General features: G+C 48.3%; 25 protein-coding genes. 7 read left to right on the forward strand and 18 right to left on the reverse strand.

Annotated elements, in window-relative coordinates; all coding sequences use genetic code 11:
• Positions 1–9: 9 nt before the first annotated feature.
• The 3 genes from H7A02_08530 (at position 10) to H7A02_08540 (ending at position 2,903) form a co-directional block, all read left to right on the forward strand.
• The gene (locus tag H7A02_08530) at positions 10–798 is read left to right on the forward strand and encodes an SDR family oxidoreductase (protein MCP5172295.1); all 789 of its coding nucleotides are present in this window, start codon (positions 10–12) and stop codon (positions 796–798) included.
• Positions 799–898: 100 nt separating this feature from the next.
• Positions 899–1,675 carry an SDR family oxidoreductase gene (locus H7A02_08535; protein MCP5172296.1) on the forward strand — a complete coding sequence of 259 codons (777 nt, stop codon included), beginning with the start codon at positions 899–901 and terminating at the stop codon, positions 1,673–1,675.
• Between the two features lie 253 nt (positions 1,676–1,928).
• Positions 1,929–2,903: a MarR family transcriptional regulator gene (locus H7A02_08540; protein ID MCP5172297.1), complete on the forward strand. Its 975-nt coding sequence runs from the start codon at positions 1,929–1,931 to the stop codon at positions 2,901–2,903.
• 34 nt (positions 2,904–2,937) lie between these two features.
• Here the strand turns inward: H7A02_08540 and H7A02_08545 are convergent, their stop codons facing one another.
• The 3 genes from H7A02_08545 to H7A02_08555 form a co-directional block, all read right to left on the reverse strand.
• On the reverse strand, positions 2,938–3,114 hold the full coding sequence (locus H7A02_08545) for a hypothetical protein (GenBank protein ID MCP5172298.1): 177 nt from the start codon (positions 3,112–3,114) through the stop codon (positions 2,938–2,940).
• 96 nt (positions 3,115–3,210) lie between these two features.
• Positions 3,211–3,393 (reverse strand): rubredoxin, encoded by a 183-nt coding sequence (locus tag H7A02_08550; GenBank protein ID MCP5172299.1) that lies wholly within the window; start codon positions 3,391–3,393, stop codon positions 3,211–3,213.
• On the reverse strand, positions 3,390–4,679 hold the full coding sequence (locus tag H7A02_08555) for a cytochrome P450 (GenBank protein MCP5172300.1): 1,290 nt from the start codon (positions 4,677–4,679) through the stop codon (positions 3,390–3,392). Before H7A02_08555 ends, H7A02_08550 begins: the two co-directional genes overlap by 4 nt.
• Before the next feature lie 423 nt (positions 4,680–5,102).
• Between H7A02_08555 and H7A02_08560 the strand changes: the two genes are divergently transcribed.
• On the forward strand, positions 5,103–6,176 hold the full coding sequence (locus tag H7A02_08560) for an AraC family transcriptional regulator (protein MCP5172301.1): 1,074 nt from the start codon (positions 5,103–5,105) through the stop codon (positions 6,174–6,176).
• Positions 6,177–6,256: 80 nt separating this feature from the next.
• On the opposite strand, the gene H7A02_08565 is transcribed toward H7A02_08560, so the two are convergent.
• From H7A02_08565 to H7A02_08595, 7 genes are all read right to left on the reverse strand, one after another.
• On the reverse strand, positions 6,257–6,679 hold the full coding sequence (locus H7A02_08565; GenBank protein MCP5172302.1) for a globin: 423 nt from the start codon (positions 6,677–6,679) through the stop codon (positions 6,257–6,259).
• Positions 6,680–6,689: 10 nt separating this feature from the next.
• Positions 6,690–7,229: a hypothetical protein gene (locus H7A02_08570; protein MCP5172303.1), complete on the reverse strand. Its 540-nt coding sequence runs from the start codon at positions 7,227–7,229 to the stop codon at positions 6,690–6,692.
• A 2-nt stretch (positions 7,230–7,231) separates the two neighbouring features.
• Positions 7,232–8,452 (reverse strand): phosphotransferase family protein, encoded by a 1,221-nt coding sequence (locus H7A02_08575; protein ID MCP5172304.1) that lies wholly within the window; start codon positions 8,450–8,452, stop codon positions 7,232–7,234.
• A gap of 70 nt (positions 8,453–8,522) precedes the next feature.
• Complete coding sequence (locus H7A02_08580) at positions 8,523–9,659, reverse strand: acyl-CoA dehydrogenase family protein (GenBank protein MCP5172305.1); 1,137 nt, start codon at positions 9,657–9,659, stop codon at positions 8,523–8,525.
• Between the two features lie 13 nt (positions 9,660–9,672).
• Positions 9,673–11,271 carry a choline dehydrogenase gene (locus tag H7A02_08585; protein ID MCP5172306.1) on the reverse strand — a complete coding sequence of 533 codons (1,599 nt, stop codon included), beginning with the start codon at positions 11,269–11,271 and terminating at the stop codon, positions 9,673–9,675.
• 9 nt (positions 11,272–11,280) lie between these two features.
• A complete protein-coding gene (locus H7A02_08590; GenBank protein ID MCP5172307.1) occupies positions 11,281–11,604 on the reverse strand; it encodes a 2Fe-2S iron-sulfur cluster binding domain-containing protein in 324 nt (107 codons plus the stop codon).
• An 88-nt stretch (positions 11,605–11,692) separates the two neighbouring features.
• On the reverse strand, positions 11,693–12,949 hold the full coding sequence (locus H7A02_08595) for a cytochrome P450 (GenBank protein MCP5172308.1): 1,257 nt from the start codon (positions 12,947–12,949) through the stop codon (positions 11,693–11,695).
• 213 nt (positions 12,950–13,162) lie between these two features.
• On the opposite strand from H7A02_08595, the gene H7A02_08600 reads away from it, so the two are divergent.
• The gene (locus H7A02_08600) at positions 13,163–14,224 is read left to right on the forward strand and encodes an AraC family transcriptional regulator (protein MCP5172309.1); all 1,062 of its coding nucleotides are present in this window, start codon (positions 13,163–13,165) and stop codon (positions 14,222–14,224) included.
• A gap of 33 nt (positions 14,225–14,257) precedes the next feature.
• On the opposite strand, the gene H7A02_08605 is transcribed toward H7A02_08600, so the two are convergent.
• The 7 genes from H7A02_08605 to H7A02_08635 form a co-directional block, all read right to left on the reverse strand.
• On the reverse strand, positions 14,258–14,554 hold the full coding sequence (locus H7A02_08605; protein MCP5172310.1) for a cytochrome C oxidase subunit IV family protein: 297 nt from the start codon (positions 14,552–14,554) through the stop codon (positions 14,258–14,260).
• Between the two features lies 1 nt (position 14,555).
• The gene (locus tag H7A02_08610; protein ID MCP5172311.1) at positions 14,556–15,158 is read right to left on the reverse strand and encodes a cytochrome c oxidase subunit 3; all 603 of its coding nucleotides are present in this window, start codon (positions 15,156–15,158) and stop codon (positions 14,556–14,558) included.
• A 9-nt stretch (positions 15,159–15,167) separates the two neighbouring features.
• A complete protein-coding gene (locus tag H7A02_08615; GenBank protein MCP5172312.1) occupies positions 15,168–15,929 on the reverse strand; it encodes a hypothetical protein in 762 nt (253 codons plus the stop codon).
• A 126-nt stretch (positions 15,930–16,055) separates the two neighbouring features.
• Positions 16,056–16,562, reverse strand: coding sequence for a winged helix DNA-binding protein (locus H7A02_08620; GenBank protein MCP5172313.1), 507 nt, complete (start codon positions 16,560–16,562; stop codon positions 16,056–16,058).
• 201 nt (positions 16,563–16,763) lie between these two features.
• Positions 16,764–17,696, reverse strand: a complete 933-nt coding sequence (locus H7A02_08625) for a hypothetical protein (GenBank protein ID MCP5172314.1) — start codon at positions 17,694–17,696, stop codon at positions 16,764–16,766.
• Positions 17,697–17,834: 138 nt separating this feature from the next.
• A complete protein-coding gene (locus H7A02_08630; GenBank protein MCP5172315.1) occupies positions 17,835–20,249 on the reverse strand; it encodes a TonB-dependent receptor in 2,415 nt (804 codons plus the stop codon).
• Between the two features lie 145 nt (positions 20,250–20,394).
• Positions 20,395–21,069 (reverse strand): TetR/AcrR family transcriptional regulator, encoded by a 675-nt coding sequence (locus H7A02_08635; GenBank protein ID MCP5172316.1) that lies wholly within the window; start codon positions 21,067–21,069, stop codon positions 20,395–20,397.
• A 515-nt stretch (positions 21,070–21,584) separates the two neighbouring features.
• On the opposite strand from H7A02_08635, the gene H7A02_08640 reads away from it, so the two are divergent.
• Complete coding sequence (locus tag H7A02_08640; GenBank protein ID MCP5172317.1) at positions 21,585–22,712, forward strand: spirocyclase AveC family protein; 1,128 nt, start codon at positions 21,585–21,587, stop codon at positions 22,710–22,712.
• A gap of 89 nt (positions 22,713–22,801) precedes the next feature.
• Positions 22,802–23,506 (forward strand): molybdopterin-dependent oxidoreductase, encoded by a 705-nt coding sequence (locus tag H7A02_08645; protein ID MCP5172318.1) that lies wholly within the window; start codon positions 22,802–22,804, stop codon positions 23,504–23,506.
• An 88-nt stretch (positions 23,507–23,594) separates the two neighbouring features.
• Here H7A02_08645 and H7A02_08650 read toward each other — a convergent pair whose 3' ends face one another.
• A complete protein-coding gene (locus H7A02_08650) occupies positions 23,595–25,316 on the reverse strand; it encodes a VWA domain-containing protein (GenBank protein MCP5172319.1) in 1,722 nt (573 codons plus the stop codon).
• Positions 25,317–25,331 lie beyond the last annotated feature (15 nt).

Below are 25,331 nucleotides of genomic sequence, written 5' to 3' on the forward strand. Positions count from 1 at the left end.
AACGTACTGATGGATACAAGCAATAGCAACTCTGATTTCCCTACCGGGTGCGCCATTCTTTTTGGTGCCAACGGCGGTATTGGTCAGGCGATCGCCGAGCTTTTATCCAGGCAGGGAGTAAATCTGGTTCTTTGTTATCGCTCCAACCCTGAAAAAGCGAATGCGCTGGTTGAGCGGATTAAAAAATTCGGCAATAAAGCCTCTGCTACCAGCTGCGATGTAACCCAACGTAACTCAGTCGAACAGGTCTTCAATAATGCTATAAAGGAGCATGGCAGAATACACAGCGTTATTTCCGCTATTGGCCCAATGCTTGAAATAGGCCCCTTTTCAGAAGCCAGCGAAGCGCATTTCAAATCGGTAATCGACGCAGATGTATACGGTTTTTTCAATATTTCACAAATCGCTGTGAAAGTTTTCAAAGAAGGCGGCGGCGGATCACTTACCGCAGTAACCACTCCGGTTATCGGCCATGTTCTGCAACATGACGCCATGTCAGCAATTCCCAAAGCAGCGGTGACACAGATGCTCAAATATATCGCTTGCGAAGAGGCAAAACACCAGATTCGCGCCAACGCAGTCGCTCCCGGTATTACCAATGCAGGGCTGGTTACCGGCGCTGTCGGCGGTATAGAAGGTCCCGGAAAAGAAATGCTCGAATTTGCGGATAGCATCACTCCTCTCGGGCGTAGAGCTGAAGCAAACGAAATCGCTGAAGCTGTTGTTTTCGTTGCCTCTCAAAGAGCCTCTTACATCACCGGACAAACCATTGTTGCCGACGGTGGCATGAGTGTCTAAAGCTGTCATGTTATTGAGCATGAACACACAAGCAAAGCATACCAGATGAATATCCCCAGTTAACAAACACCTGCAAAAGCAAAATACTAACGGACTGAACATGTATAACACCGATCAATTATTTTCGATGAAAGACAAAGTCGTTTTGGTGACCGGCGCGGCTTCTGGCATGGGCGAGCGATTCGCCCACGTTCTCGCTGGCGCAGGCGCACGGGTTGTCTGCGCGGCTCGCCGACTGGACAAAGTCAGCAAGGTCGCTAGTGATATAGTCGCATCTGGCGGCGACGCCATCGCTTTCAAACTCGATATCACCCAAACCGACAACATTAAACCGGTGTTTGATGAAATCGAAAAAAACTACGGCCTGGTCGACGTATTGGTCAACTGCGCGGGCCAGCTGATTTTCCAACCGTTCCCGGACATTAATGATGACGATTGGAACAACCTGGTTAATGTCAACCTTACCGGTAGCATGCGTATGTCTCGCGAGTTTTCTCAACGATTAATCGCGGCAGAAAAGCCTGGCTGTATTGTGAACATCAGTTCGGTAACAGGCATGCAAACCATGAAAAATGTGCCCTGCTACGGCAGCGTGAAAGCCGCCATGAATCAGCTCACCCGGCAAATAGCGGTTGATTTATTCGACAAGGGAATTCGCTGCAATGCCATTGCACCCGGCTACTTTAAAACAGAAATGTCCGATCCATTCCTCGACACAGAAGAAGCCAAGGCTATGGAACAGACGTTGCCAATCAAACGCATCGGTAAACTGGAAGAGCTCGACGGTGTACTGCTGCTACTCGCCAGTGACGCATCATCCTACATTAACGGCGCGATTATTCCCGTGGACTCCGGTCAGAATATTCAACTTGCCTGAACCAACAGCTCACTAACATCAATATATTGACGGAACCTGACCTCTTTCGGGAGCAGGTTGAATCTGCTGGAAACAGGCGTGAAGGTTAATCATTTCCTGCCAAAATTTAGCACCATTTGAAAAATGGTTTAACCTTCGCAACAACCAGGCGAACTGGCCATAAATCAGCCCGCCGACTCTGTTGCTGCTCTTTCATCACTTAATCGCCTTTATCGGGTTGACACCCTGTTAGGTTGCATGTGATAAAGCAGTTATGAAAGCAGAGTTAATTGATGGCACCCTTCCCGCGCAGTCGGGCGGCATAAAAACAGAATTTCATTTACTTGTGCACAGCGTTTCGCGTCTGCAACGGACACTTTTTGACCGTTGTTTTAAGGCCCTTAATGTAACCCGCGCACAATGGTGGGTATTGAAGATATTAGCGTCAACCCAAAACACACTTAATCAGACTGAGCTGGCCGATCTGCTGGCAACAGGAAAAGGTGGTGTTGGCAAGCTCATCGCCAAAATGGAAGCCGCCAAACTGCTATCCCGTGCCACCAATTCCAATGACCAGCGAGCGCAACATATCGCAATGCTTCCGGCAGGTAGAAAAGTGCTGGAAAGCTCTATCAATATTGAAAGCGATCTCGCCACTAAAATTTGCCAGGATATCGATAGGCCCCTTCTCGATACCGCTAGCGAGGTGCTAAGAACGGCCAAGCTGAATATCTACCGCAAGAATATTGGCTCTGAGAAAACAAGGGCGCCCAACAACCTGATCAAAAAAATCGAATCGGTCGAAGGCCAAACCGAACCCAACTGGGTGGGCTTTCAAGTACACGATGTATCGAGAATGCGGCAACGTATTGTTGACCGCCTGCTGCAACCCATCGGCCTTACCCGTTCGCAGTGGCGCGTGCTCAGTTTTTTAACCGAGCGGGATGGTATGACACAAACCTCTCTTGCCAATGAGCTGGATTTAAGTCGCTCGGCACTAGGTACATTAATTATCAAACTGGAAGGAAATCAGTTGGTAGTTAGACTGCCTGACCCGGAAGACTCACGTCGCAACCGGGTAATTCTCACCAAGGCTGGTAACAGCCTGGTCCGCTCAATCCGATCTACAACCGCACAAGCAGAAGATTTCGTCCTGTCTGGCATCGACGAAGAAGATATTAAAACGACTATCGATGTCCTCAAAAAAATGAAATCAAACATTTCAGAGATGCTCGACTCAACGGCCTGAAGCACCTGAAGGCTACTGCCGCTGAAAAAACGGTTCACCTAAACGCTGGAAACTGTTTTGCATATTCCAAATAGCCGCGATTCCAGCAGAACTCAACCCAGCCCACACCTTTATAGCCGTCCACCAATGTCTCAGTGGCAGCCTCATTGAGCATAATTACAGGGTCGGTATCAAAACTGTAGTGCGCGTAGGCCTTACTGGTCACCGTCATTGAGCGCCCCATAGCATCCTTTGCCACCACATCGATGGACGAAAAAAGAAGGAAGCAGCGCCAGATAGAGATCGTCTATCTGGCGCTCTGCTGGCATTAACGATCAACCAACTCAAAATCGTCTTTTCCCGATCCGCAGGTTGGGCACATCCAGTCATCCGGCAAATCTTCAAAGCGGGTTCCGGGCGGAATACCCGAATCCGGGCAGCCCTGCGCTTCATCATAGATTTCACCGCAAACCTGACATTCCCACTGACGAGAACCTTGTTCGCTGCTCATGATGCGGCCTTCATACTGAATTTAATCGGGATCGATTTAGGACCGCACACGAGGTCGGCAATCGCCAGACGCGGGGTGCCTGACAATTCAACAGACTCCAGCCTGGGCAGTAGCTCCTCCCAGAAGATTTTCAGCTCAAGGCGGGCCAGGTGCTGCCCCAGGCAAATATGGTTACCAAATGCGAAACCCACATGCCGGTTGGGTTTGCGATCGAGTCTGAATTCAAACGGATGGTCAAACGCATCCTCATCGCGGTTACCTGACACATAAGACAAATACATCAAGTCGCCTTTTTTGATTTTCTGCCCACGGATTTCATAATCCTGCGTGGCGCTGCGCAGGAAATGCTTAACCGGCGAGGCCCAGCGAATAGTCTCTTCAATGAAATTGGAAATCAAACCGGGATCTGCCTTGAGCTGCGCCAGAATGTCAGGTTGTTCAGCCAGTATCCACATCGCCGTGGCCGTAGTAGCGGCTGTGGTGTCGTGACCTGCTGTTGAGGCAATCACAAAGTAGGAGATCTGGGCGCGATGCTCCATCGGACAACCCTCTACCTTGCCATTGGTAATCAGTGTCGCGATGTCTTCACGCGGACAACGCTGGCGGTCTTCAATAATGGGTGCGTAATATTCTTCAAACTGCTTGTAAACCTGGTTCCAGGTTTCGGTCTGCTCAGCCGGGTTCTCGGGGTCTGCACCGGGTCGGCGCAAATCCGGATCGGCATAGTTAAACATCCACTGGGTCAACTTAAGCAGTAACGCGTGATCTTCTTCAGGCACACCAATCAGGGTGCCAATCACTCGCAGCGGGTATTGAAACGCAATCTCCTGCGCAAAATCACACTCAGGGGCACACTGCTCGAGTTTATCAACGAATGAGCGGGCAATCTCTCTCACCAGTGGCTCCAGCTTGGCCACATTGTTCGGCATAAACTGGTCCTGAGTAACCATGCGGTAGTTTTTGTGCTCCTGACCATCCATGTGCACCAGGGTTTTCAAAATATTGTAGTCGCCACCCGTATACTCGCGGATCAGATCTTCCGAAGCTTTTGAAACCAGCATTTTCGAACGGTCGCCATTGTGAAAGGCATCGCTCATCCGGCAGATTTCTTTGATATCTTCAGCTTTGGTAACGATCCAGTGAGGGTCGTAGCCTGGAACTTCGGCCACGGCCAGCGGGTAGTCTTTCCTCAGCTGTTTAAATATCTCGTCTATCTTCTCTGGCTGCGTAAAGGTAACGGGGTCAAAAATCGGAGCTACCAACTCCGTGGGAATTCTCGGGTTCATTATATTTCTCCGACGATGTCGTTGTTATACGATTTTTAGCGTCATGCAAACCATCAAGCGGTAACAACTTTTATTATTGTTTTTGAAATCATCTGGATCGAAACCTACCTTCAATAAACCCAGACTAAACAATTTTTATTGTTCTATGACAGAATGTGCCAACTATCAGCTATAACTTACAAAGTCAGACCACCAATACATAGGTCATAAAGTGCCAGAAAGGAGGCATAATGTGCCAAGCGAGCATGTCCAGACTGGGTGAAAGGCAACCCAAAGCCCGGCAAACCACCATCCGGTTTATTGAGAAAGAAAAAATTATTAACCAGGGGGAATAGAAATTCAGCACACCCACCCCGTGATAAAATCCAGTAACCACTGCGACGGGGCAAGCATTATTGATTATAAAAAGAGAGCGGAAACTCCATGACCAATATGTCAAATCACAGTACTACTCGCAGGCCCTCCAGCCAAGTACCTTCAATTACCATCAACTACTCACGAATGATTGCCAGACAACTGTCCCTTCAGGAGCGAGAGCTTTGGCGTTTATTGAAGGGAACGGGAATTAACTACGAAAGCTTTCTGGATGACAACCTGTTACTGAGCAAACAAGAACAACTGCAAATTATGGCCAACGCCATGGAGATTTCAGGCAAACCTGAATACGGTTTGCAGTTGGGCAAAGCGCTGACTTTGCCCATGCACGGCCCTTTCGGGTTTCTGGCGAGCAGCGCGCCAAATCTGGGAACAGCCATTCAGGATGCCCAAAACTTCCTTCCCAGCCGGGTCAGCTTCACGCGCTTGGTAGTCGAGCAGTCTGGAGAAAACCAGATTTGCCACTATAAAATTGATGCCCCGGCAGGCACTAGCAACGCCCTGTACCGCTGTGCAATGGAGTGTTTGGTGCTCTCTCTCAATTCATTGATTGAATTTGTGTTGGGCCGCCCATTGACTGAAGGGCGAATATATTTGGAATACCCCACCCCGACATACCATGAAAAGTACCGTGATCACCTGCATTGCCCCATCACTTTCGGTGCAACCGAGAGCAAGCTGGTATTTCCAGCCGACTTGATGCTAACTGCGAACACTTCGCCAGACCCACGCTGTTATGAGTTTGCTTACAGGCAATGTCAGCAACAGCTGGAGCAATTTGAAGCAACAACCAACAAGATCACTGACCGCGTCAGAAAACTATTCCTTTCTTACCCGCCGGGGCAACTGTCAGAAGTTACGGCCGCAAAACTCAGTTATGTGAGCAGGCGTACTCTGGTTCGCCGTCTGGAGGCAGAAAGCACGTCGTTTCGCGAATTGAAAGAGAATCATCTGGCCAATCTCGCCACAGACTATTTGAAAGACACCGAATTTTCAGTCGAGGTAATTGCGACCATGCTCAATTATCACGACGGTTCCAGTTTTCGCCGCGCCTTTAAACGTTGGCACAACGTAACCCCCGAAGACTACAGGCAACGCAACAAGCGCGGCGAAAACAACTAATCAACACATGACAAACAAACCAGCCCCCCAAAGCTCAAACAGTCTCCGGAAAAACACGACCTACGACTGTTTTGGGCTGGTCAGGCAATGGAAAAACCATCACTGTAAATTCTAGTTAAAAAAGGCTCCAACACATTGAACTGAGCTTGCCATGCCTCCGACATCTCTGCAGTCCAGTCGGCCCCCAACAGCTCCTTCATGGCATGTGCTAACGCCGACAGCATAGTGCTGTACATGGGCAACGTGACGCCATATGCCTTGTGGTCAAGAATCCAGCGCTGAATATTTTCCCGGTAGACATCACCTGTAGAAAAGTTCATCAACTCTTGCAACAGGCTCACCACCATCTCATTCTTATAGGCGTCGTAGTCGTCAATGCCGAACAATACTTCCGCTTCAGGGTGACGCGAGAAAAAATACTGGTAAACCATTGGCGCAATATTCTCGCTTCGCTGCGCAACCAGCTCCAGGCACTGCTCAATGGTCTCTTCATAATGTGACATGGCAGGCATCTCAATCTGCAGAAAGCAGAGTTTCAATATCCGGAATACTTTCCGGCTCCGGTTCCCAGCCCTGATCAAGCAGCAGCGACCGGTCCCTTAACAGCTGCTCACGAGACAGTTCAAGAATCACCGGCTCAATGCTGCTCATCAACGTGTCATCGCCAACTGCCGAAACAGACTTGACCAGCTCACTGATATTTTCGCGTAGCTGCTTAATTGCTCGGTGAAGCTCTGCGGGATCTGTACCGCAACCTGACAGTAGCTGCCGGGCAGACTCTGCGGCCTGGGACAATGCCTGAAAATCATTCTTCAATGAGGGGTTCTGGCCGCCGTGTGTGGCAAGCCTGTCGGTATAGTCGATCAACCGCGTAAGCTCGTCGCGATCGAAGCGATATTGCAGTGGCAACTGACGGGACATTAAATTCAGCATTCCCATAATCAATTGTGCCTGTTCCTGAGCGAGTTGATTACCGGGTTCAATCGCAGGAATAACCACATCTTTCATTGACCGCATCATGGTGGCCAACTGTATTTCACTTCGTAACTGCATTGTTATACCCCCTGCTCTATTTGAGAGCGCATTTCGTCCAGCACCATATAACCGATACCCATTAACCAGGAGAGCAACACGTCCTGATGGGTTTTCGCATTGCGCGCCACCCGGTATCCAGAACCGATAATCAAAATGGCCAGGCTGAAGTTGTTATAAACCTTGTACCAGTGCAACGCTTTGGGATCGACACTGAAGCCGGATGCCTTCTCATAGGCCTCGAAAAACTCAGCCTCCGGCAACATGCTGCACACTAGTGGTGTCTTTCCGGACGGGTCCATAGTCGCGAAAGCTTTGCTGGTCGTCCACGCCAGATCCTGATGCCGGTCACCAATACGCCCCAACTCCCAGTCAAGTAATGCGGTTATTTCACAATTACGTTCAGTAAACAGAAAATTTCCCAGCCGATAGTCAGAATGCACCAGCGTCGGTTTATCCAGCTGTGGCAAATTGCGTCTCAACCAGACAGCAGCAATACGAAGCAGCGGAATCTCCTCATCGCCATCTTCCTCCCAAACCCGCTCCCACCAGTCTACGCCCCACGCGGCACACTGGGTGCCAGGTTTGGGTATTTCAAAGGCGCTTAAATCAGCTTGGCTATAGTCAAAATTATGTATTTTCGCCAAGTGATTAATAAACTGGGGGGCCAGCTTGATTCTTACCTCTTCAGGCAATGTCGTTCCTGCACCGGAGACACCGCTGGTTGCAGCCGCAGGCTTGGTAACACCTTCGGCAAAGCCATACACTAGCGCGGGGTACGGCAAATACTCGCCATCTTCATCACACCAAAAGACCGGGGGCACCGGTACTATGCCCTCCATAGCCTTGATAATCTGAAACTCTCGCAACCGGCTGGTTTCAACGATTGACTCCGCCGGTTCCATACGCAGCACCATCGGCGTCTGCTCTCTCCCAATACCTGGGCGATCCCAATCCAGCGTGAAAGCCATCTGAATTTTAGAGGCACCACCTGACAACCAGCGCTCATCAGAAATAGCATAATCCTTGCCAGTTCTCGCTTTGACCAACGCTTTCACCCCCAGGCTCAACCGCTCGAGACTAGCTGGCACATATCCGGGCCCGGCTCTGCGTTCAAGCTTTCGGGTCAGCAATCGGTCCACCGACTTTTCAACGGCGAACTGACGCTGCAACGCCGCAATCCATTCTGGTGAGGGATGATCTTTGTCAATCCTTCCACGCAAGGCCTTTAACAGGTCAGTCATTCTTCTTCTCCCCATTGCCGACAGGTCGGCTTGTCATTGTTGTATTACGGCACGGTTAGCAATCAAGCGCTCAGATAGAGCGGCTGATCAGATCCTTCATGATTTCTGATGTCCCGCCATAGATACGCATAACCCGGGCATCGCGCCACAGACGGGCAATCTCATATTCCTCGATATAACCGTAACCGCCAAAAAGCTGGAGACAGGCGTCAACCACGTTACCCCGCAACTCCGAGTGCCAGAGTTTGGCGGAGGCCGCTTCATTGGTTGTTAGCTGTTTGTTAATCTGCGCCATGATGCAGGCATCCAGATGTGCCCAGCCAACCTGCAACTGGGTTTTAATTTCGGCCAGCTTAAAGCGGGTGTTCTGGAAATCCTTAATTGCTTTACCGAAAGCCCTGCGCTGTTCGACATAATCCAGCGTAATGTCATACGCATGCTGAGCAGCAGCCTGGCAGGAAATAGATATAGACAAACGCTCCTGCGGCAACTCCTGCATCATCAGTTTGAAACCGTTGCCCTGCCCACCGATCAGGTTTTCTTCCGGCACAAAAACATCTTCAAAAAAGAGCTCCGCCGTGTCGGAAGAACGATTGCCCACTTTGTCGAGCTTGCGACCCTTAACAAAACCTTCTGTTTTGGCGTCTATCACAAACAGGGAAATGGCCGAGGCCCCTTCGTCATTACCAACGCGTGCAGCAACAACAGCGACATCGGCATTGATACCATTGGTAATAAAAGTTTTGGAACCGTTGATCAAAAAGCCGCCATCAACTGGAGTAGCTTTAGTACGGAGTGCCTTCAGGTCACTACCGGTACTCGGCTCAGACATGCAAATAGCACCAATGGCTTCACCAGATGCCATCTTTGGTAACCACTGTTGTTTAAGCGACTCACCGGCGTAATTATTGATATAGTGAGCCACAATGTCATTGTGAACACCAAACGCAGGGCCGGTTGTGCCAGCAAACGACGTTTCCTCTAGCACAATGGCATTGAAACGAAAATCCTGACCACCACCACCGTACTCTTCGGGGATATCCGGTAACAACAATCCGTTGGCACCACAGGCCAGCCAGAAGTCCCGATCGACAATGCCGTTTTCTTCCCACTGCTCGCGCTTTGGCAACAGCTCTTTGGCATACATTTTCTTGACGCTGTCACGAAACATTTCGTGATCTTCACCGTAAGGTGTTCGCATTAACATGATTTGTTCCTTTTTATTGGCGGATGATATCTGCCGCTTTTTCGGCGATCATCATGGTCGGAAAATTAGTATTGCCGCTGATGATTTCCGGCATAATCGAGGCGTCGACAACTCGCAGTCCTTCAACCCCATGTACACAGAGGTTCTGATCAACAACAGCGTCGGTGTCATTGCCCATCTTGCATGTGCCCACCGGGTGGTAAAGGGAGTTCGCGTTACGGCGAATGTAGTTATCGAGCGCGTCATCTGTATCAGCAGCTTCACCCGGCGCATACTCACTGCCCCGGCAATCATCAAAGGCGGACTGGGCAAAAATATGTCGAACCTGGCGAATACCTTCACGCATCACTCGTAAATCATCCGGGTCACTCAAATACTGCGGGTCAATAACCGGGTGCTGCGCGGGGTCAGCCGAGCGTATGGCTACAGATCCAACACTGCGCGGCAGACAGCTATTCAATACCGCCATAAAACCTTCCTCCTGAATAATGTCGCGACCGTGGTCGTTATACATCAGAGGAACGAGGTAAACCTGTATATCCGGGTATTGTAATTGCGGCTCTGTCTTCAAGTGAGCCCAGGCTTCCAGCGGCCCTTTCACCGCATCGCCTGAACGGAACAACAGGTATTCACTCACTGTTTTGAGCATGGCCAAAGGCTTCAATGTGGCAAGCAGTGAGTAAGGCCGGGTTGAACGTTGTTTAACCGAAATGGCCAGGTGGTCTTTGAGGTTTTTGCCCACACCAGGTAGCTCGTGAACCATCTGAATGCCGTGTCGTTCAATATCTTCGGGATCACCAATGCCCGACAGCTGCAATAGCTGTGGTGAGTTAACCACCCCACCGGATAAAATCACTTCCCGATTCACATAAACAGTATGACGGGTACCTTTATAAAGGTACTCCACACCGCAAGCACAGCCGTTTTCGACAATTACCCGAGTAACCAGTACTTTCGACTTCACAGTGAGGTTGGCTCGCTTTGCAACTGGCGCTAGGTAGCAAGCAGACGCACTTTGACGCCGAGCATTAGCGTAGTTCCCTTGCATCTGAGCAACACCATAAGGTGTTTCAGCATTCATGTCCGGATTAAACGGCAGGCCGGCCTGCTGCCCCGCTTCCATCCAGGCACGAGCAAATGGGTTCATCTGTTCTTGTTGAACAAAGGTCACGTCAACAGGTCCACCAACACCCCGGTAGGCCGGGTCGCCTCCTGGCACGTTTTCAATTTCCTTGAAATAAGGCAGGCAGTCAGCAAATGACCAACCGGCATTGCCAAGCTCTGCCCATCGGTCGTAATCGCCCGAGTTGCCTCGCGACACCACCATACCGTTAATTGCACTGGAACCACCCAACACCTTACCGCGCGGAAAATACGCTGTGCGCCCCCCCAAACCGGCCTGAGGAGTTGTTTCGTAATTCCAGTTTCCCTTGCCTGACATCATCAGCGGAAAAAAACCGGCCGGAACCCTGTACAGCGGGTTGCTATCTCTGGCTCCAGCTTCCAGCAGTAACACGTTGACCGAAGGGTCGGCGGAAAGCCGGTTTGCCAACACGCAACCAGCGGAGCCTCCGCCGACTATCACGTAGTCTGGCGAGTTGAAAGTTTTCATTTCTGATACTCAGTGCTGGGCGCGTGGCAGACGTAACGTCAGCCCGTCCATCTCATCTGTGATTGTAATCTGGCAACCAAGACGGCTGGTGTCGGAAACATCATCGGTCAGTGAAAGCATCTCCGATTCCATATCTGATGCAGGGCCACCCACCTTGTCCACAAAGGCTGTATCAACATGAACCATACAGGTGCCGCATGCTGCTGCACCACCACAGTCACCATCAATACCGGGCACCATGTTATTGATGGCCGCTTCCATCACAGTAGAACCTTCGTCTACCTCTACGTTGTACGTTTCTTCATCGGCGGTAATAAATGTCACTTTTGGCATGACTATCCTCTCAAAATAGTTCTCTTAAGTAGCTCTCTTAAATAGTTCTCTTAAAAAGAGCGCTTTGAATTGATCAATATTCTTGCTGTTAAGCGTGTAGTTTTACAGGTAGTTCCAGATAACCATGCACAAGATTCGAAGGTACGCGCACGGGATCGCCGGTTACTTCAATTCTTGAAAAACGATTGCACGCCTCATCCCAAAGAATGCGTAACTGCATCTCAGCAAGGCGATTACCCAGGCAACGGTGAATACCAAAACCAAATGACAAATGCTGACGTGCTTTAGGCCGATCAATAATAAAGTCCATGGGCCTTTCAATCGCCTCGTCATCACGGTTACCCGACAAGTACCACATCACGACTTTATCGCCTTTGCGGATTTGCTTGCCCTTGAACTCAAAATCCTGCAGCGCTGTGCGACGCATATGCGCAATAGGCGTCTGCCAGCGCACAGTTTCCGGTATCGCTGTCGCCAGTAGCTTGCGATCATTTTTCAGACGAGTAAAAGCCTCCGGGTTGAGGCTAAAGGCGTAAGCACCGCCCGACATAGAGCTGCGAGTAGTATCATTCCCGCCCACAATCAGCAGCGCCAGCAGGCCCAGAAAATCCGTATCACTCATGTCGCTCATATCCTCTGAGTGAGCCAGCATGGAAATCAGATCCGGTTTGGGCGGCAGGTTCTGCCTTTCATGGAAAATCCGCTTGAAGTACTCCAGGCATTCGTACAATTCTGTGGTCCGCTGCTCCCAGGTATCAACCAACCCGTAGCCCGGACGTGTCGTAATGATGTCAGACCACCGAGTAAGTTTGGTGCGATCTTCAAAAGGAAAATCCAGTAGCGTCGCCAGCATCATGGTTGTCAGTTTGATGGAAACCTCATCCACCCAGTCAAATGTTTCACCCACGGGCAAGTCATCCAGTACTCCCTGAGTTCTTTCACGAATCAGCTTTTCATAGTTCATGAGGTTCTGCGGCGCAACGATAGGGCTTACCACCATCCGGTGTACGTCGTGTTTGGGTGGATCCATCCCCAAAAAGTTGGGCAGGTCGATACCACCTTCTACCGCATTCAGTGTGGTGTCATCCAGTACAAAACTGCCCTGACTTACATCCGATGAGAAGACTTTATGGTTAGTATCAATTTCAATAATGTCCTTGTATTTGGTCACCGACCAGTAAGGACCGTAGAGGCTGTCTTTGCAGTAGTGAACAGGGTCTTCACGACGCAGTCGTTCAAAATAAGGGTACAGTGCCTCTTGCTCAAAAAGCTCTGTTTTGCTGACATCAATATCCTCGAGAGGCAAGCTATCCACATAGCTTTTACTGTGCAGGGTTGCAGTCATTGTTTTTTCCTCAGCTCTTCAATGTGTTTCTGATGCGCTATAACCAGCTATCCACCCAAAGTTAATGCAGCACCAAGATTTTATCCGTTGATAGTTATCATTGTTTGAACACATGCTATAAGCTAACATCGGCATCGATCAGGACATAAAACGACAATATGGGGGCATTTTTTGCCACAATACCATCAAAAAATATAGGCTCCATCATTGATCATGGATAACCCCGCCCCAAAAAACCAACGCACTCAATCGGCAGTAGCCATTAGTTATTCGCGGGCGATGGCCCGCCAGCTCAACCTGCAAGAGAAAGATTTGTGGATATTGCTTCAAGGAACGGGCATCAGTCGGCAGCAATTTCTGGACGATGCCACGCTGCTGAGCGGTGAACAACAATTACAACTGATCGCCAATGCAGTTGAGCTTTCCGGGTATGATGGTTTTGGGCTCAACATGGGACAGTCGCTCACCCCACCTACCCACGGCCCATTGGGTTTTTTGGCCAATAGCAGCCCCAGTCTGTTAACCGCCATTACGGATTTTCAGGTTTTTCTACCCGCACGCTCCAACATCACAATCTTGAGAACCGAACTTACAGAGCGAGAGCTGACCTGTTTTTTTGATATAAAAATTCCAGGCCGTGAAACGATGTATCCCACCATTCTGGAGTGCTTCAGCCTGTCGTTAATTTCACTGATTGAATTTGTAATCGGCAAGCAATTCCGCGAAGGCAAACTTTATTGCAGCTATCCAAAACCCTCGTATCACAAAGATTACCGGGACTTCATTCATTGCCCTATTCGCTTCAACGCCAAAGAAAGCAAGCTGACGATCCCTGCGAAACTACTGTACACCCCAAATGTAGCCGCGGATCACCGCAGTTATGAGTTTGCACTCACGCAGTGCCAAAAAATGCTGGAGCAACTGGACAACACAGCAAGCAAAACCACCAACCATATCCGACGGCTACTACTCTCTCACCCACCAGGAAAGCTCAATGAAGAAGCCGCAGCTAGGCTGAGCTTCATTAGCAAACGAACATTGGCACGCAGACTCGATGCTGAGGAAAGCTCCTTTCGCGTTTTACGAGAAGAAATTCTCGCCAATCTGGCTGCGGACTATCTTAGAGATACTGATTTAACGGTAGAGGCCATCGCCGCGATTCTAAACTACCACGATAGTTCGAGCTTTAGGCGCGCGTTCAAACGCTGGCATAATGTTACACCACAACAGTTTCGCCAGAGTCAGGATAAATCACGAACAAGCGACACACGGTAAAGTTTTACGGGCTCACCCCGAACAGCTGCGGTGTTAACCCGCGACACCACCTTGAGCCAGCCAGAATCCGTAAATCAGTGCAGGTGTCACGAACACCCACACCTCAAAGATCAGGCGCAGTTTGATGGGCGCGTGTTTCACTTCCATGTAATAAAGAATAATGGCCCGAGCTTTTAGCAGCGCAACAATCATCACTGCGGCTACTGTCCAACGGCCAAAAAGGCCATGATGCTCACCGAGCCAACCCGTACACAAACTGGCAACAACAAGAAACAACCAGACAACAAGCGCATTCATGGGAGAGATGTGTTTAGTAAGCAAATGACTCATATTAGGCACCCAACAAATACAACAGCGGAAAAATAAATATCCAGAGCAAGTCAACCATATGCCAATAAAGGGCTACCGATTCCAGAGTACCAAAAAGCTTTCCATCCACTGCTTCTTTTCCGGTCTGAAACCACATAAAAGCCAGCGCGCCCATACCACCAATAAAATGCAGAAAGTGGGCTCCCGTCAGAGCGTAATAAAACATGAAAAAGCCATTAGTGTGCATGGTGATGTCATGTGAGATCTTATCGCTATACTCCATGATCTTACTGACACCAAAACCTGCACCAATAACAAAGGTAGCGACCAACCAAAGCCTTGTTTGAGCCGTCTTACCCTGACGAGCTGAATCCACAGCCAAAACCACACACAAACCACTAGTCACCAAAATCAGAGTATTGGTAATACCGACCCAGGCATTGAGAAGATTTGCTGACTGGTTAAACAGCTCAACATCTGCAGAGCGCTCAACCATAAACCCGACAAACAGCGCGGCAAAAACCAGAATATCTGCAACGATAAAAAAATGTATACCGGCGATGAGCTCATCTTTAACGGAAGAAGCGCCCTTATCGGGCGCTTCTGGCAATTGAAAATCTGTCATTGTGCAATATCAGCTAGCGTTAGCAAGTAAAGCGGTGCGTTCTTCTTTTAAGCGAGGAACAGCCTTCCATGTGTAGTAGCTGATAACGACAATGTAAACAAACCAGACGATAAACTCGACCCAGAAGTTCAGCCAACCCTGGCGAGCAAACAGACCTGTTTTAAAGAATGGCATTAACAATTCGAACAAGAAACTGATACCAGCCCAGATCGAGAACCAGCAAGCCCAACGAGGATACAAACGCTCAGCCCGCTGATCAGTTAAACCAGCAACACCAATAGCCACCATAGGAATAGTGGTAATCGCGTAAAACATATCAATCAACAACCAGCCCTGGTCGTAAAGCATTTGTAACATCCAGGGAGGTAAATCCTCAGGACGGTAGGATCCCGTCAACCAGAACACCGAAGAGGTAACAAGCGGCACAACGGTAAGCCCGCCTCCCCACATTTGTAGCGTCGCGGCCATATCGTTCTTATTTGGGTTAATCCAGTGCATCACTTTGGTAATAGCCAGAGTCATCGGCAGATACAGAACACCAAATAACATTGCCCCAGACATGCCCGCTCTTACTTCATTGTAATGCGTGCGGAAGTGCTCCGCCATTTGGTCGGCTGTCCAGTCGGCAGGAATAGGCGGAATGTTGTAACCGAGCATTCCCCAGCAAAGAAGAAAAGCTCCCAAAAATATTGGGCCCATCAAGGCGCAGCCACGCCAGTATTTAAAATATTCGTCGTTACTTAAGTGTGGTAATGGGTTTGTGGGGCTCATTATCTCCCTCCTATTGTATTTTTTATGTAGTAATAAAAATATTTGCTGCAGACTGACAGCTATGATTCGCTGTCCATTTTCATTATTCTGATCAGGCTTGTCAATACTGTTAAATTTTTTAACTATTTATTTTTTTGTATGGCTCAGGGTTGGAGGCCCAAAAGCGCGCGCCAAAAACTTCATTCCTTCTTTCAGCTCTTCATCGCCCAAATGAGGTAGCAACTCGGAAAAATAATCCAACCCTGCATTTACCATACTTTCGAAATAAGCCCTCCCGGCATCAGTGAGAGAAACTAGCTTTTCGCGACCAGAATCCGGGTTGGCCTTCTGGGCAACCAGAGACAGAGGGGGCTCAGATAACTCACGCAATAATTGAGTAACATGCGAATTCCGAGATTCGAACCAGTCTTTTAACGTTTGCTCTATGAGCTTGCGACGCATCCAGCCATGTAAACCTGCCTCTGATTCAATCAACCAAATAATGGCTGCCTGCTGACGCGAAAGCTGTTGCTGGCAGGTTCTTCGCTCCAGCTCCATACCAATTCGGTAGTGAATGGGATAAAAAAAACCCAGCAAATCATGCAGCGTCGCTCTTGCGGGAGAGGCATTGTCTAAATCGGTATCTGCTGACATCTGAAGTTCAAGTAAGCCTGATTAATATTGAGTAGTAAATAACATGGGTTGCTCGACAAGGTAATTCCCCGACACCAACACCTCTCCACCGTTTACCATTATATGCCTTACCGCCCGAGCCCTCCAGCAGAACTGCCTGGAAGGCAAGCATATCGCTCCGAGCCAAAAAACTCCGAACTTACGACAAAACTGACTATTTATTTAGTTTCCATTCCCTTGCCAGGGAAAACTGAAGCCACCCTCCCCCATCCCATACCCTTTAGTGCCATCCGACAGGGTGTATTCCATCATTTGCTCGACGAACATAAATGAATCATAAGGGAACTGCCAGCGGAACAGAGGCTTACCTGTGAATTCCCAAACACGGCCTGTCTCATCCGTCAGTTTCCAGAAAACATGCTTGAAGCCTATATCGTCATCTTCAAAAGTGATTTTTTCTTCCACCTTATCAATCGCAAGCCAGCGTTCGCCGTCATGCAAAATTTTCTGGTAACTGTCGCCACCGGTGGTGATGCCGTGAACCGCCACACAAGCCATGCCATTGTCGAAAATGGGCCAAGCCAGCCGATAATGAATCAGCCCAGTCCAGTTGCGCGGGCCAACACTAAGGTCACGAAACCCTTTGTCATTTATGGTAATAATTTCGCCCGTTCGCAACTTAATATCACCGGTGACATTGCAAAAACCTTCCGGGTGTACATAACACAACTCCCGGGCAATCGCGTCATCATCTGCCAGATTACTCAGGGCAATACTGTCACCCATGGGGTGAATCAGATCCCATTCAAGTTCGGCAAAGAAGTCTTCGGCCTCCACCTTCACTATTGCCGTTTGTTGGGACTTGGTTGCCTTCATGGTGATGCCCGCGACCGTCATGCCGGGATCCAAGCGGTCTTCCGTATAAGGCAAGTTCATGTTCAGGCGGGTAAACAACGGTTTGCCGTCGCGAAAGAAAATAGCGAAACAGTTCACTTCTTTCTTGTTTTCGAGAACACCAATTCGAAAGAACCCCCCTGTTTTCTGGTGGCGATCATAAAAATTAAAATAGAAACTTTGATTCCATTTGGGAATATCCGGATTGGAGATCAGCCGCTCGATATTCTCCGCCATGTATTCAGTAGTAAGCTCTGTCATCTAAAACTCCTAACCAAATGATAGTACTTGGCTTTTTTTGGGCAAAAAAAAAGGCGCGCCAGTCATAGCCTGATTCGCCCATTAAGAATAACTAAGCTGCCCGACGAGATTCTCAAAGAACCCCGCCGGGATTTTTGCTTAGTAGGTATAGCCTAAAGTAATACCGTAAGTTGCTGGGCGACCAGCAAAGCGGGCCATGTTATCAGATGAAGGGATAACAGAAGTCCAGTAGTATTCGTCTGTTACGTTTTTACCCCATACCATGATTTTCCACTTATCGTCTTCCGTCACGTAGCCTGCACGAAGGTCAAGCAATGTGTAACCATCCATCTCGAAAGGATATTTCTGGAAGGAGCTGTTTTGAGGAGTGTTAGGGAACGAAATACGATCACCCCCAATAGCGGCATCCGAATCGCTCTGGCCTCTGACATTAGCGCCGAAGAACAACTCACCACCATTATCCAAAGGCACACGATAATCTAATCCAACGCTATAAGTGAGTTCCGGAGCAAAGGGCAACCGATCTCCACTAAAGTCTTCAAAAACGCCGATGATATTAAAACCTTCGTAATTTTTGATTTCTGAATCCAGATATGTCATCTGTGCAGTTAGCGTCAAATTATCAGTTGGTTGATACGTTACATCGAACTCAGCTCCGCGAATCTCTGATTTAGGTACATTAACCAGAGCATCCAATGTGCCAAACACTATATCGGATACCTTGCCACGAACCTGCTTATCTTCGTAGTTATAGCGAAACAAAGCGGCATTAAGCTGCAAGTTCCCATCCAACATCAATGTTTTCATACCTAACTCATAAGCCAAATTAGATTCTTGGGTTACTGGAGCCAACGTTTTAAACTGGGCTGCAGCCAAAGCCGGATAACTACCCGTTTTGTAGCCCTGAGAGATATTGAAGTACAACAACGTATCGTCGGTCACATCAACATCAAGCCCAATACGCCACGCTACATTGTCTTCATCCAACTCATCCTTGAAAGCGTCACCCGGGAGGTTTTGATCATTCAACGTGTAACAATCTGGCAACCCACCGATCTCTCCAGCGGTCCCACTCACTCCCCCAAGAACATTAAAGAACTGTGGTACACCACCAAGTATTGTTGAATAACTACAGGCGTTTGCATCAATAGTTGTTTCGGTATAACGAGCACCCAACTTCAAAGTGACCATAGAAGCTAATTCAATATCCATGTTGCCGAATATTGCCCATGAATCAATTTCCTGATCTAAATCTACACCACTGAAGTTAATGCCTGGTGCTGGTTGACCATTATACTCTGGCAACACTGGATAGAAGAGGTCTACAGTTGGTTGTGTGGCGTTGTAGTTGGAGTTATCAAAATAGCGAAGATCCTGGACTTCATTAGTCTCGGTCTGATCGTAATTCACACCCGCGATCCAGTTAAATCTTTCGGCTTCACCTGCAAGGCGCAACTCAGTATTGAATGATTGAACAGAACCTTCAATATTTTCCAAGTCAAATGTCACCAACGCAGTACCATCACCATCAGTTACTACGTCCTGCTCAAAGTCACTGTAGGTAGTTAACGACGTTAAGGTAACGCTTTCACTCAGATCCACATCAAAACGAACAATGCCTTGATAAAACTGGCGATCTGCACTCGGCTTAGAACCTTTAAACGGCTCAATAGTGCCAGGCGTAGCTGCACTCGCAACAGACCAGTCCGCATCTCGGGCATTTTTGGGTACAAACTGTGCGTTAATCAGCTCAGGGCTAGCAGCCCCAGGAATTGTCGGACGAACACCTGCAAGCTGCTGGGCTTGAGGATCAGATTTATCAGTCCAACCATTTAGATTCACATTGATTCTAACGGTATCACTTGGCTCAAAATCAAATAACAAGCGGGCTGCTGTGTACTCTTCTTCGCCGTTTTCATCACCGCGAGAAATACTTTTCTGCCAATCGTCTGCCTTAACACTTGTTATGGCAAGACGTGCAGCTAATTCATCAGTCAAGCCGCCTGTAACAAAACCGTTAACTTCAACTTTGTTAAAACGACTGTAGCTGACATCGCCGCCCGCGCCGAACTCATGGCTTGGCTTGGCGGAAATAAAGTTAATTGCTCCGCCAGTAGAGTTTTGTCCAAACAAAGTACCCTGTGGGCCCTTCAGAACCTCTGCTCGCTCCAAGTCAAAAGCTGCGTGTGCTGCAAGAGCCGGGAATGGTAACGGGGCCTCATCAATGTACAAGCTGGTTGAAGGATAAACGCCTAATGAACTTTCGTTAAAACCAATACCACGAAGAGTAAAAATTGGCGTATTAGTTGTGCTTGGAGAGAAAACCAATCCCGGCACAACCGAAGCAATATCTTCCAAAGATGTCAGTTTTTGCTCCTTTATTTGATCTCCACCCAACGCCGAAATAGATATACCTACATCATTGGCGCTTTCTGACCTTTTGTTCGCTGTTACAATCACTTCTTCGATAGCAGCGTAGGCTGTTTGTGATAACAGCGTGGCACTACCAACACAAGTCGCTATTAATAGCGGATTTATCTTTTTCTTAAACATAAGAACCTCTCGATAACTAATTTTTATAATTAATAAAAAACGTAAAACTACAACTATTGATGCCTCTCTTCTTCAGTAACATAAACCTCCCCTTTTCTTTTTTATGGATCCATTTATAAAAGTGGACTTTCCTACAACTATTTATTCAATCGTTAGTATTAATAAGGTTTAAACAATCATGAGCCAAATGATCAAGCATATTCTCCACTCGAAGGTGCTTACGATTGTTGACGTAACTAATACTCATTCCTCGCAATGTAAAAAACAGCAAATCGAATACCAGCTCTGCTGTTTTATCGGATTTTTTAAAAATCGACAGGAACTGCTTAAATATTTGCGGCACCACCTTTTCTGCTTCACGGTTCAAATATTCAATATGCGCAGCCAATTTAGGATCTGTTCGCGACGCGACAATCAAATCCAGATGCACGTAATAGGAAGGAAGAGTGAAGTATTTCCAAAACCCTCGAACAATGTGTCGCATTAATTCGTCTTGGCGCTTTGAATCTCGCCCAGAAACCTGTTGGTAGCTTTCAGTCGCCTGAGCCATCAATTTCTTATATTCCTCTAGCCGACTCTGATACAAATATGCTGCGCCAGCAAAAATAACGTCCTCTCTCGATTTAAAGTGATGTGTCATCGCCCCGCGCGAAACATCAGCAATATCAGCTATCCGTGGAGTTGTTGTATTGGCATAACCGTATTTAGCAATGCACTCACACGTTGCCTCTAAAATGGTCGTTCTAGTCATTTGGCTTTTTGCCGCCTGCCAATTTAGAGCCGAGGCAGGAGCAACATCAAATCCTGTGTTTTTATGCATTGTTACCTCCCCCAAAAGCAACTAGTCACAGTTGTTCCCAAAACCACACCTAATTTCTTCACAGACCTGAAACCAGAACAAAACAAACACTGACTACATGGTAAGAAAAAAACAGGTATGTTTTTTTGCTGTGAAAAAAATCGGCCTTCCAGCCATTGATTCACGCAACTTATTTGTTAGTCGCAAGAATTATATAAATAACGTCATTAGTCAAGCATATTAAGCTCATTCAATGCATCGCCAAAAACCCGAATCGCGAGGCTAAATATAGTATAAGAAATACGTTAATTTGTTGAAAAATGGAGACAATATGGAATATAGTATCCGAGTTTACTTTTATTCGGGCAATTCATTCGAAAAATAAAACTATTAAAACAAACCAGGAAAGTTGCAACCATTTTTCAAATTCCGGCTAGGCCATTGATTTGTAACCCTATCCTTGGGTAGGTAACACAACCAGCGACATTTATAGCCAAATAATCAGATAACAATAACATTCAAACATAGAGGTATTTATGAGTGGGAATAACCCTTCTAGCCCCAGGGCACAAGACATCAGTGGTAGCGACCCCTCCGCCATTGTAAAAACCTGGGCAATTATCGGCTGCCTGTTTCTGGCATTTATGCTGTATGTCATTTTCAACTGGGTTACCGCACCCTATTTTGGCCCGACTCACTTACCTGAACACATTGAAGTTCCAATGAATTTCAAGATCGGTGTATGGACGGTTACCATTGGAATGGGCCTGGTATGGGCCTACTTCATTTGGACACAAATCATCACCCCTATTCGTCAGAATGGACAGCCGAATACCTTGGGGCTAATGGGTTGTGCTTTTTTTGTGGCTATCTTCTGGGATCCTTCAATGAACTGGATCCAGCAAGGCTGTGTTTACAACGCTTACGCCTTTAACCTCGGCTTTTTATCAGGGGAAATACCCGGCTGGATGAGCCCTCATGGCAATCGACTGCCCGAGCCTTTATTGGCATGGGCCGGAGGCTACCCCGGCTTTTTGACCTGGATGACAATCACAGGCCTCGCCACCATGCGCTTTACGAAAAAGCGGTTCCCCAATATCTCTAATGTGAAGCTTGCTGCCCTTGGAATCTTCGGTTCAATGGTTGCCGATATGGTTCTGGAAAGCCTGCTAATTCGTTTTTCAGGTATTTATGCATACCCCGGATCTATCCGGTCGGTCAGTTTATGGGGTGGGCATTGGTACCAATTCCCCATCTACGAAGCGCTTCTGTTTGGCGGCTGGGTCGGAACATGTAGCGTTTTACTGTACTTCAAAGATGATAAAGGTCGTACATGGGTCGAGCGCGGCGTTGAAAAGATCAACATGTGTAAAGAATCCAACTTCCGTCAAACAGTTGTTCGGTTTATGGCCATCCTGGGTTTTTGTCAGGTAATTGAGGTTATTGTGTATGTTTTGCCTATGCCACTATTAACCGCTAATGCTGACCCGTTCCCTGAAGACCTCCCTGAGTTCTTTAATGTCGGCTCAGGCATGTGTGGTCCAGGGACAGGTTTGGTGTGTCCACGCCCTGACCAACCCATCATTCGACGCAATGATTTAGAGAAGTTCAAAGACACTCCTCAAATTTCTCATGAAGAGGCAATGTCTCGTTTGGCCAAATAACAGGCGGAGAATGAACAAAGGGTGCAGTGTGAATACTGCATCCTTTTTTAATCCCAACCCACACACTTTTACAACAGAAGACCTTTAATATGAATAGCGAATCACCTTTACCTCCCGGACAAAAAGAACACCCTTCTTACGACCGATTTGGACTCGGGCTGTTCGCAAATCGATTTCCTTCCGAACTCAGCAAAATAGAAATTTCTATCGCCGGTAATGTTGAGAACTCCGTTACCATCAACGATGCACTCAATAACCTTCCGAGAGTTGAACAAACCTCCGATTTTCATTGTGTTACTACCTGGTCCGTTCGCAATCTGAACTGGTCCGGCGTCAGGTTCGCGGACTTTTACCACCAGGTTGTGGTGCCTCAGGCCAAGCCTCAACAAGGCAACAATTTTGTCGTACTGCGCGGGCAAGACAGTTATGCCGTCAGCATGCAATTGGAAGACCTGTTAGCCGACGACGTTATGTTGGCCGATACGCTTAACGGCGAAAGACTAGGAATAGATCACGGTGCACCACTGCGACTGGTAGCTCCCGCTCATTACGGTTACAAAAATGCAAAACACATCAATCAAATCGAATTCTGGACCGACAGCAGCAATTACCGGTTCCCGATGCCTTACCCGAACCTCATGGACCACCCTCGAGGCAGAGTCGCTTATGAAGAGAGAGCCTGCTACCTGCCAAACTGGCTGATTAGACCGCTTTACAAACTTCTACAACCGATGGCGCGGAAAAAGCACGGAAAAATGCTTAAAGCGCACCTGGCGAAGTCCAGTAACAACTAAGTTCCTGGCAACATAATCAACAACAGTTTAGTCAGACAATCGCGCAACAGAATCCCACTTAGGGCTACTTTTTCTTCAACTCTGAGGCTTAAGTATTCTTAAGTGCTGTTGCAATTGCCGCTTCGACAACCGGGCGCAACCGAGTGGCCAGTTTGTCGATACGATCAACTGCCAGGTAGTTCGCCTCACCGTAGATGCTTTTCAACTGCCTCGCATCCACATCACTTCCGACGCTAATACAAACACAGGCAACCCCGGCCTCTCGCACCTCTTCAAGCGCCTTTTTGGTGTCCTCGGCGGCATACTCGTTCTCATACTGATCGTCATAGGGATAACCATCAGAAATCACCAACAACAACTGGCATGGCATACCGGAAAAACGCTGCAATTGATCGGCAGCATGGCGAATAGCCGCACCACAACGAGTGTAGCCGGCAACAGACATATTACGGATTCGGCTTTCTACGCCCCCCCCCGTTCGATCATCAAATGATTTCAGGCGTTGCAACCGCACCAACGTCCGCCCCCAAGAATGAAAACCGTGCATTGCTACCCGATCTCCCATCAACGAAAAGGCTCGACACAATTGCCACGCTGCATTCATCTGCAGGTCGCAAACTTTTGTGCCGTCCGCCGACTCTTCAAGAGTCGAGCTGGAAGCATCTACCAATATTTGTACACCCAAGTCACGACGCGTTTTTAGGTTGGCCTGATAAACCCGATCATCTCCCGAGCTACCTGCCCGAATTGTTGTGGTCAGGTCAATTAGGCGATCTATCACCAAATCATCACCGAACGCGTACCCACGATGACGCTCGTAATTAAAGCAAAGTCCGGCTAGTGAACGCTGAAAGCGCGCATTGTCTCCACGTTTAAATGCATCAGGGTCCAGAGCAGGCTCCTCACTATAGGCATCAACCTCTTCAACGCTTACCCAGTTAGGTTTGTACTTTTGCTTATTATTGTCCCACTCTGGGTAACTGTGCGCCCCGGTTTCCTGCTGCATAAAAGCGGCAGAAATGACCTGATCAGAGGTTGAGCGAAGCGCATTTGCCGCATCAGTCAACCGCTTAACCAAACGGCCTGACACCTGTTCTGTCGACAACGCCGAGCCTTGATCGCCATCAGTATCATCGTCTGGGGAAGAGGACATATCCAGCAAATCCCGAAGTAAGCGAGAGAGCATGCCGTCTTTCCCTATAGGCGAGGAAAACAGTTTCCAGAATGAATCCTTCTTCTTGGTTTCATCGTCATCGTCTTCGGTCAACTCCCGCTGCAACTTCGCCAGTTGAGACTCAAGCTCCGCCATGGTTTCCTGCTCAACAGCCAAACCGCCGTGATCAGCGCGGATTCTCAAGATTTTGACGGGATAAATTGTACCGAACCAGTCTGGCGGCGCAGGCAAAGATACTGAACTTTTAGCAATCGCCAGAGATTCTTCAGCGCTCTGCGAAATAATATCAACATTGCAGGCATCTACCGCCTGAATAAATCGCGAGGGGAGTCGGTGCGCCAATGATCGCGTACCCCGTAACACCTCCAGTAGCAGATAGCGACTTCTGAGGTGCGATCGCCCGACGATGCCAGGCAGAATGCTCCGACTTAGACTCCCACTGGCTAACAGAATGCACTGCACGATGACTTCTTTACGTTGATTTTCGTGCGTATTGTCCAGCGATATATAGATGCGCTCACCATCCGTATAGGACGGAGCACCTTGCTCCTTCAGGTAAGCGATATAGACAGGTCTCCCCACACCGGCCGTAGCGAGTAACCGGAATGGAGGATGAGCCGTAGATTGATCGGTCATGACCGGGAGACTACG

The sequence above is a fragment of the Pseudomonadales bacterium genome (assembly GCA_024234435.1).
GTDB lineage: Bacteria > Pseudomonadota > Gammaproteobacteria > Pseudomonadales > Porticoccaceae > JACKOF01.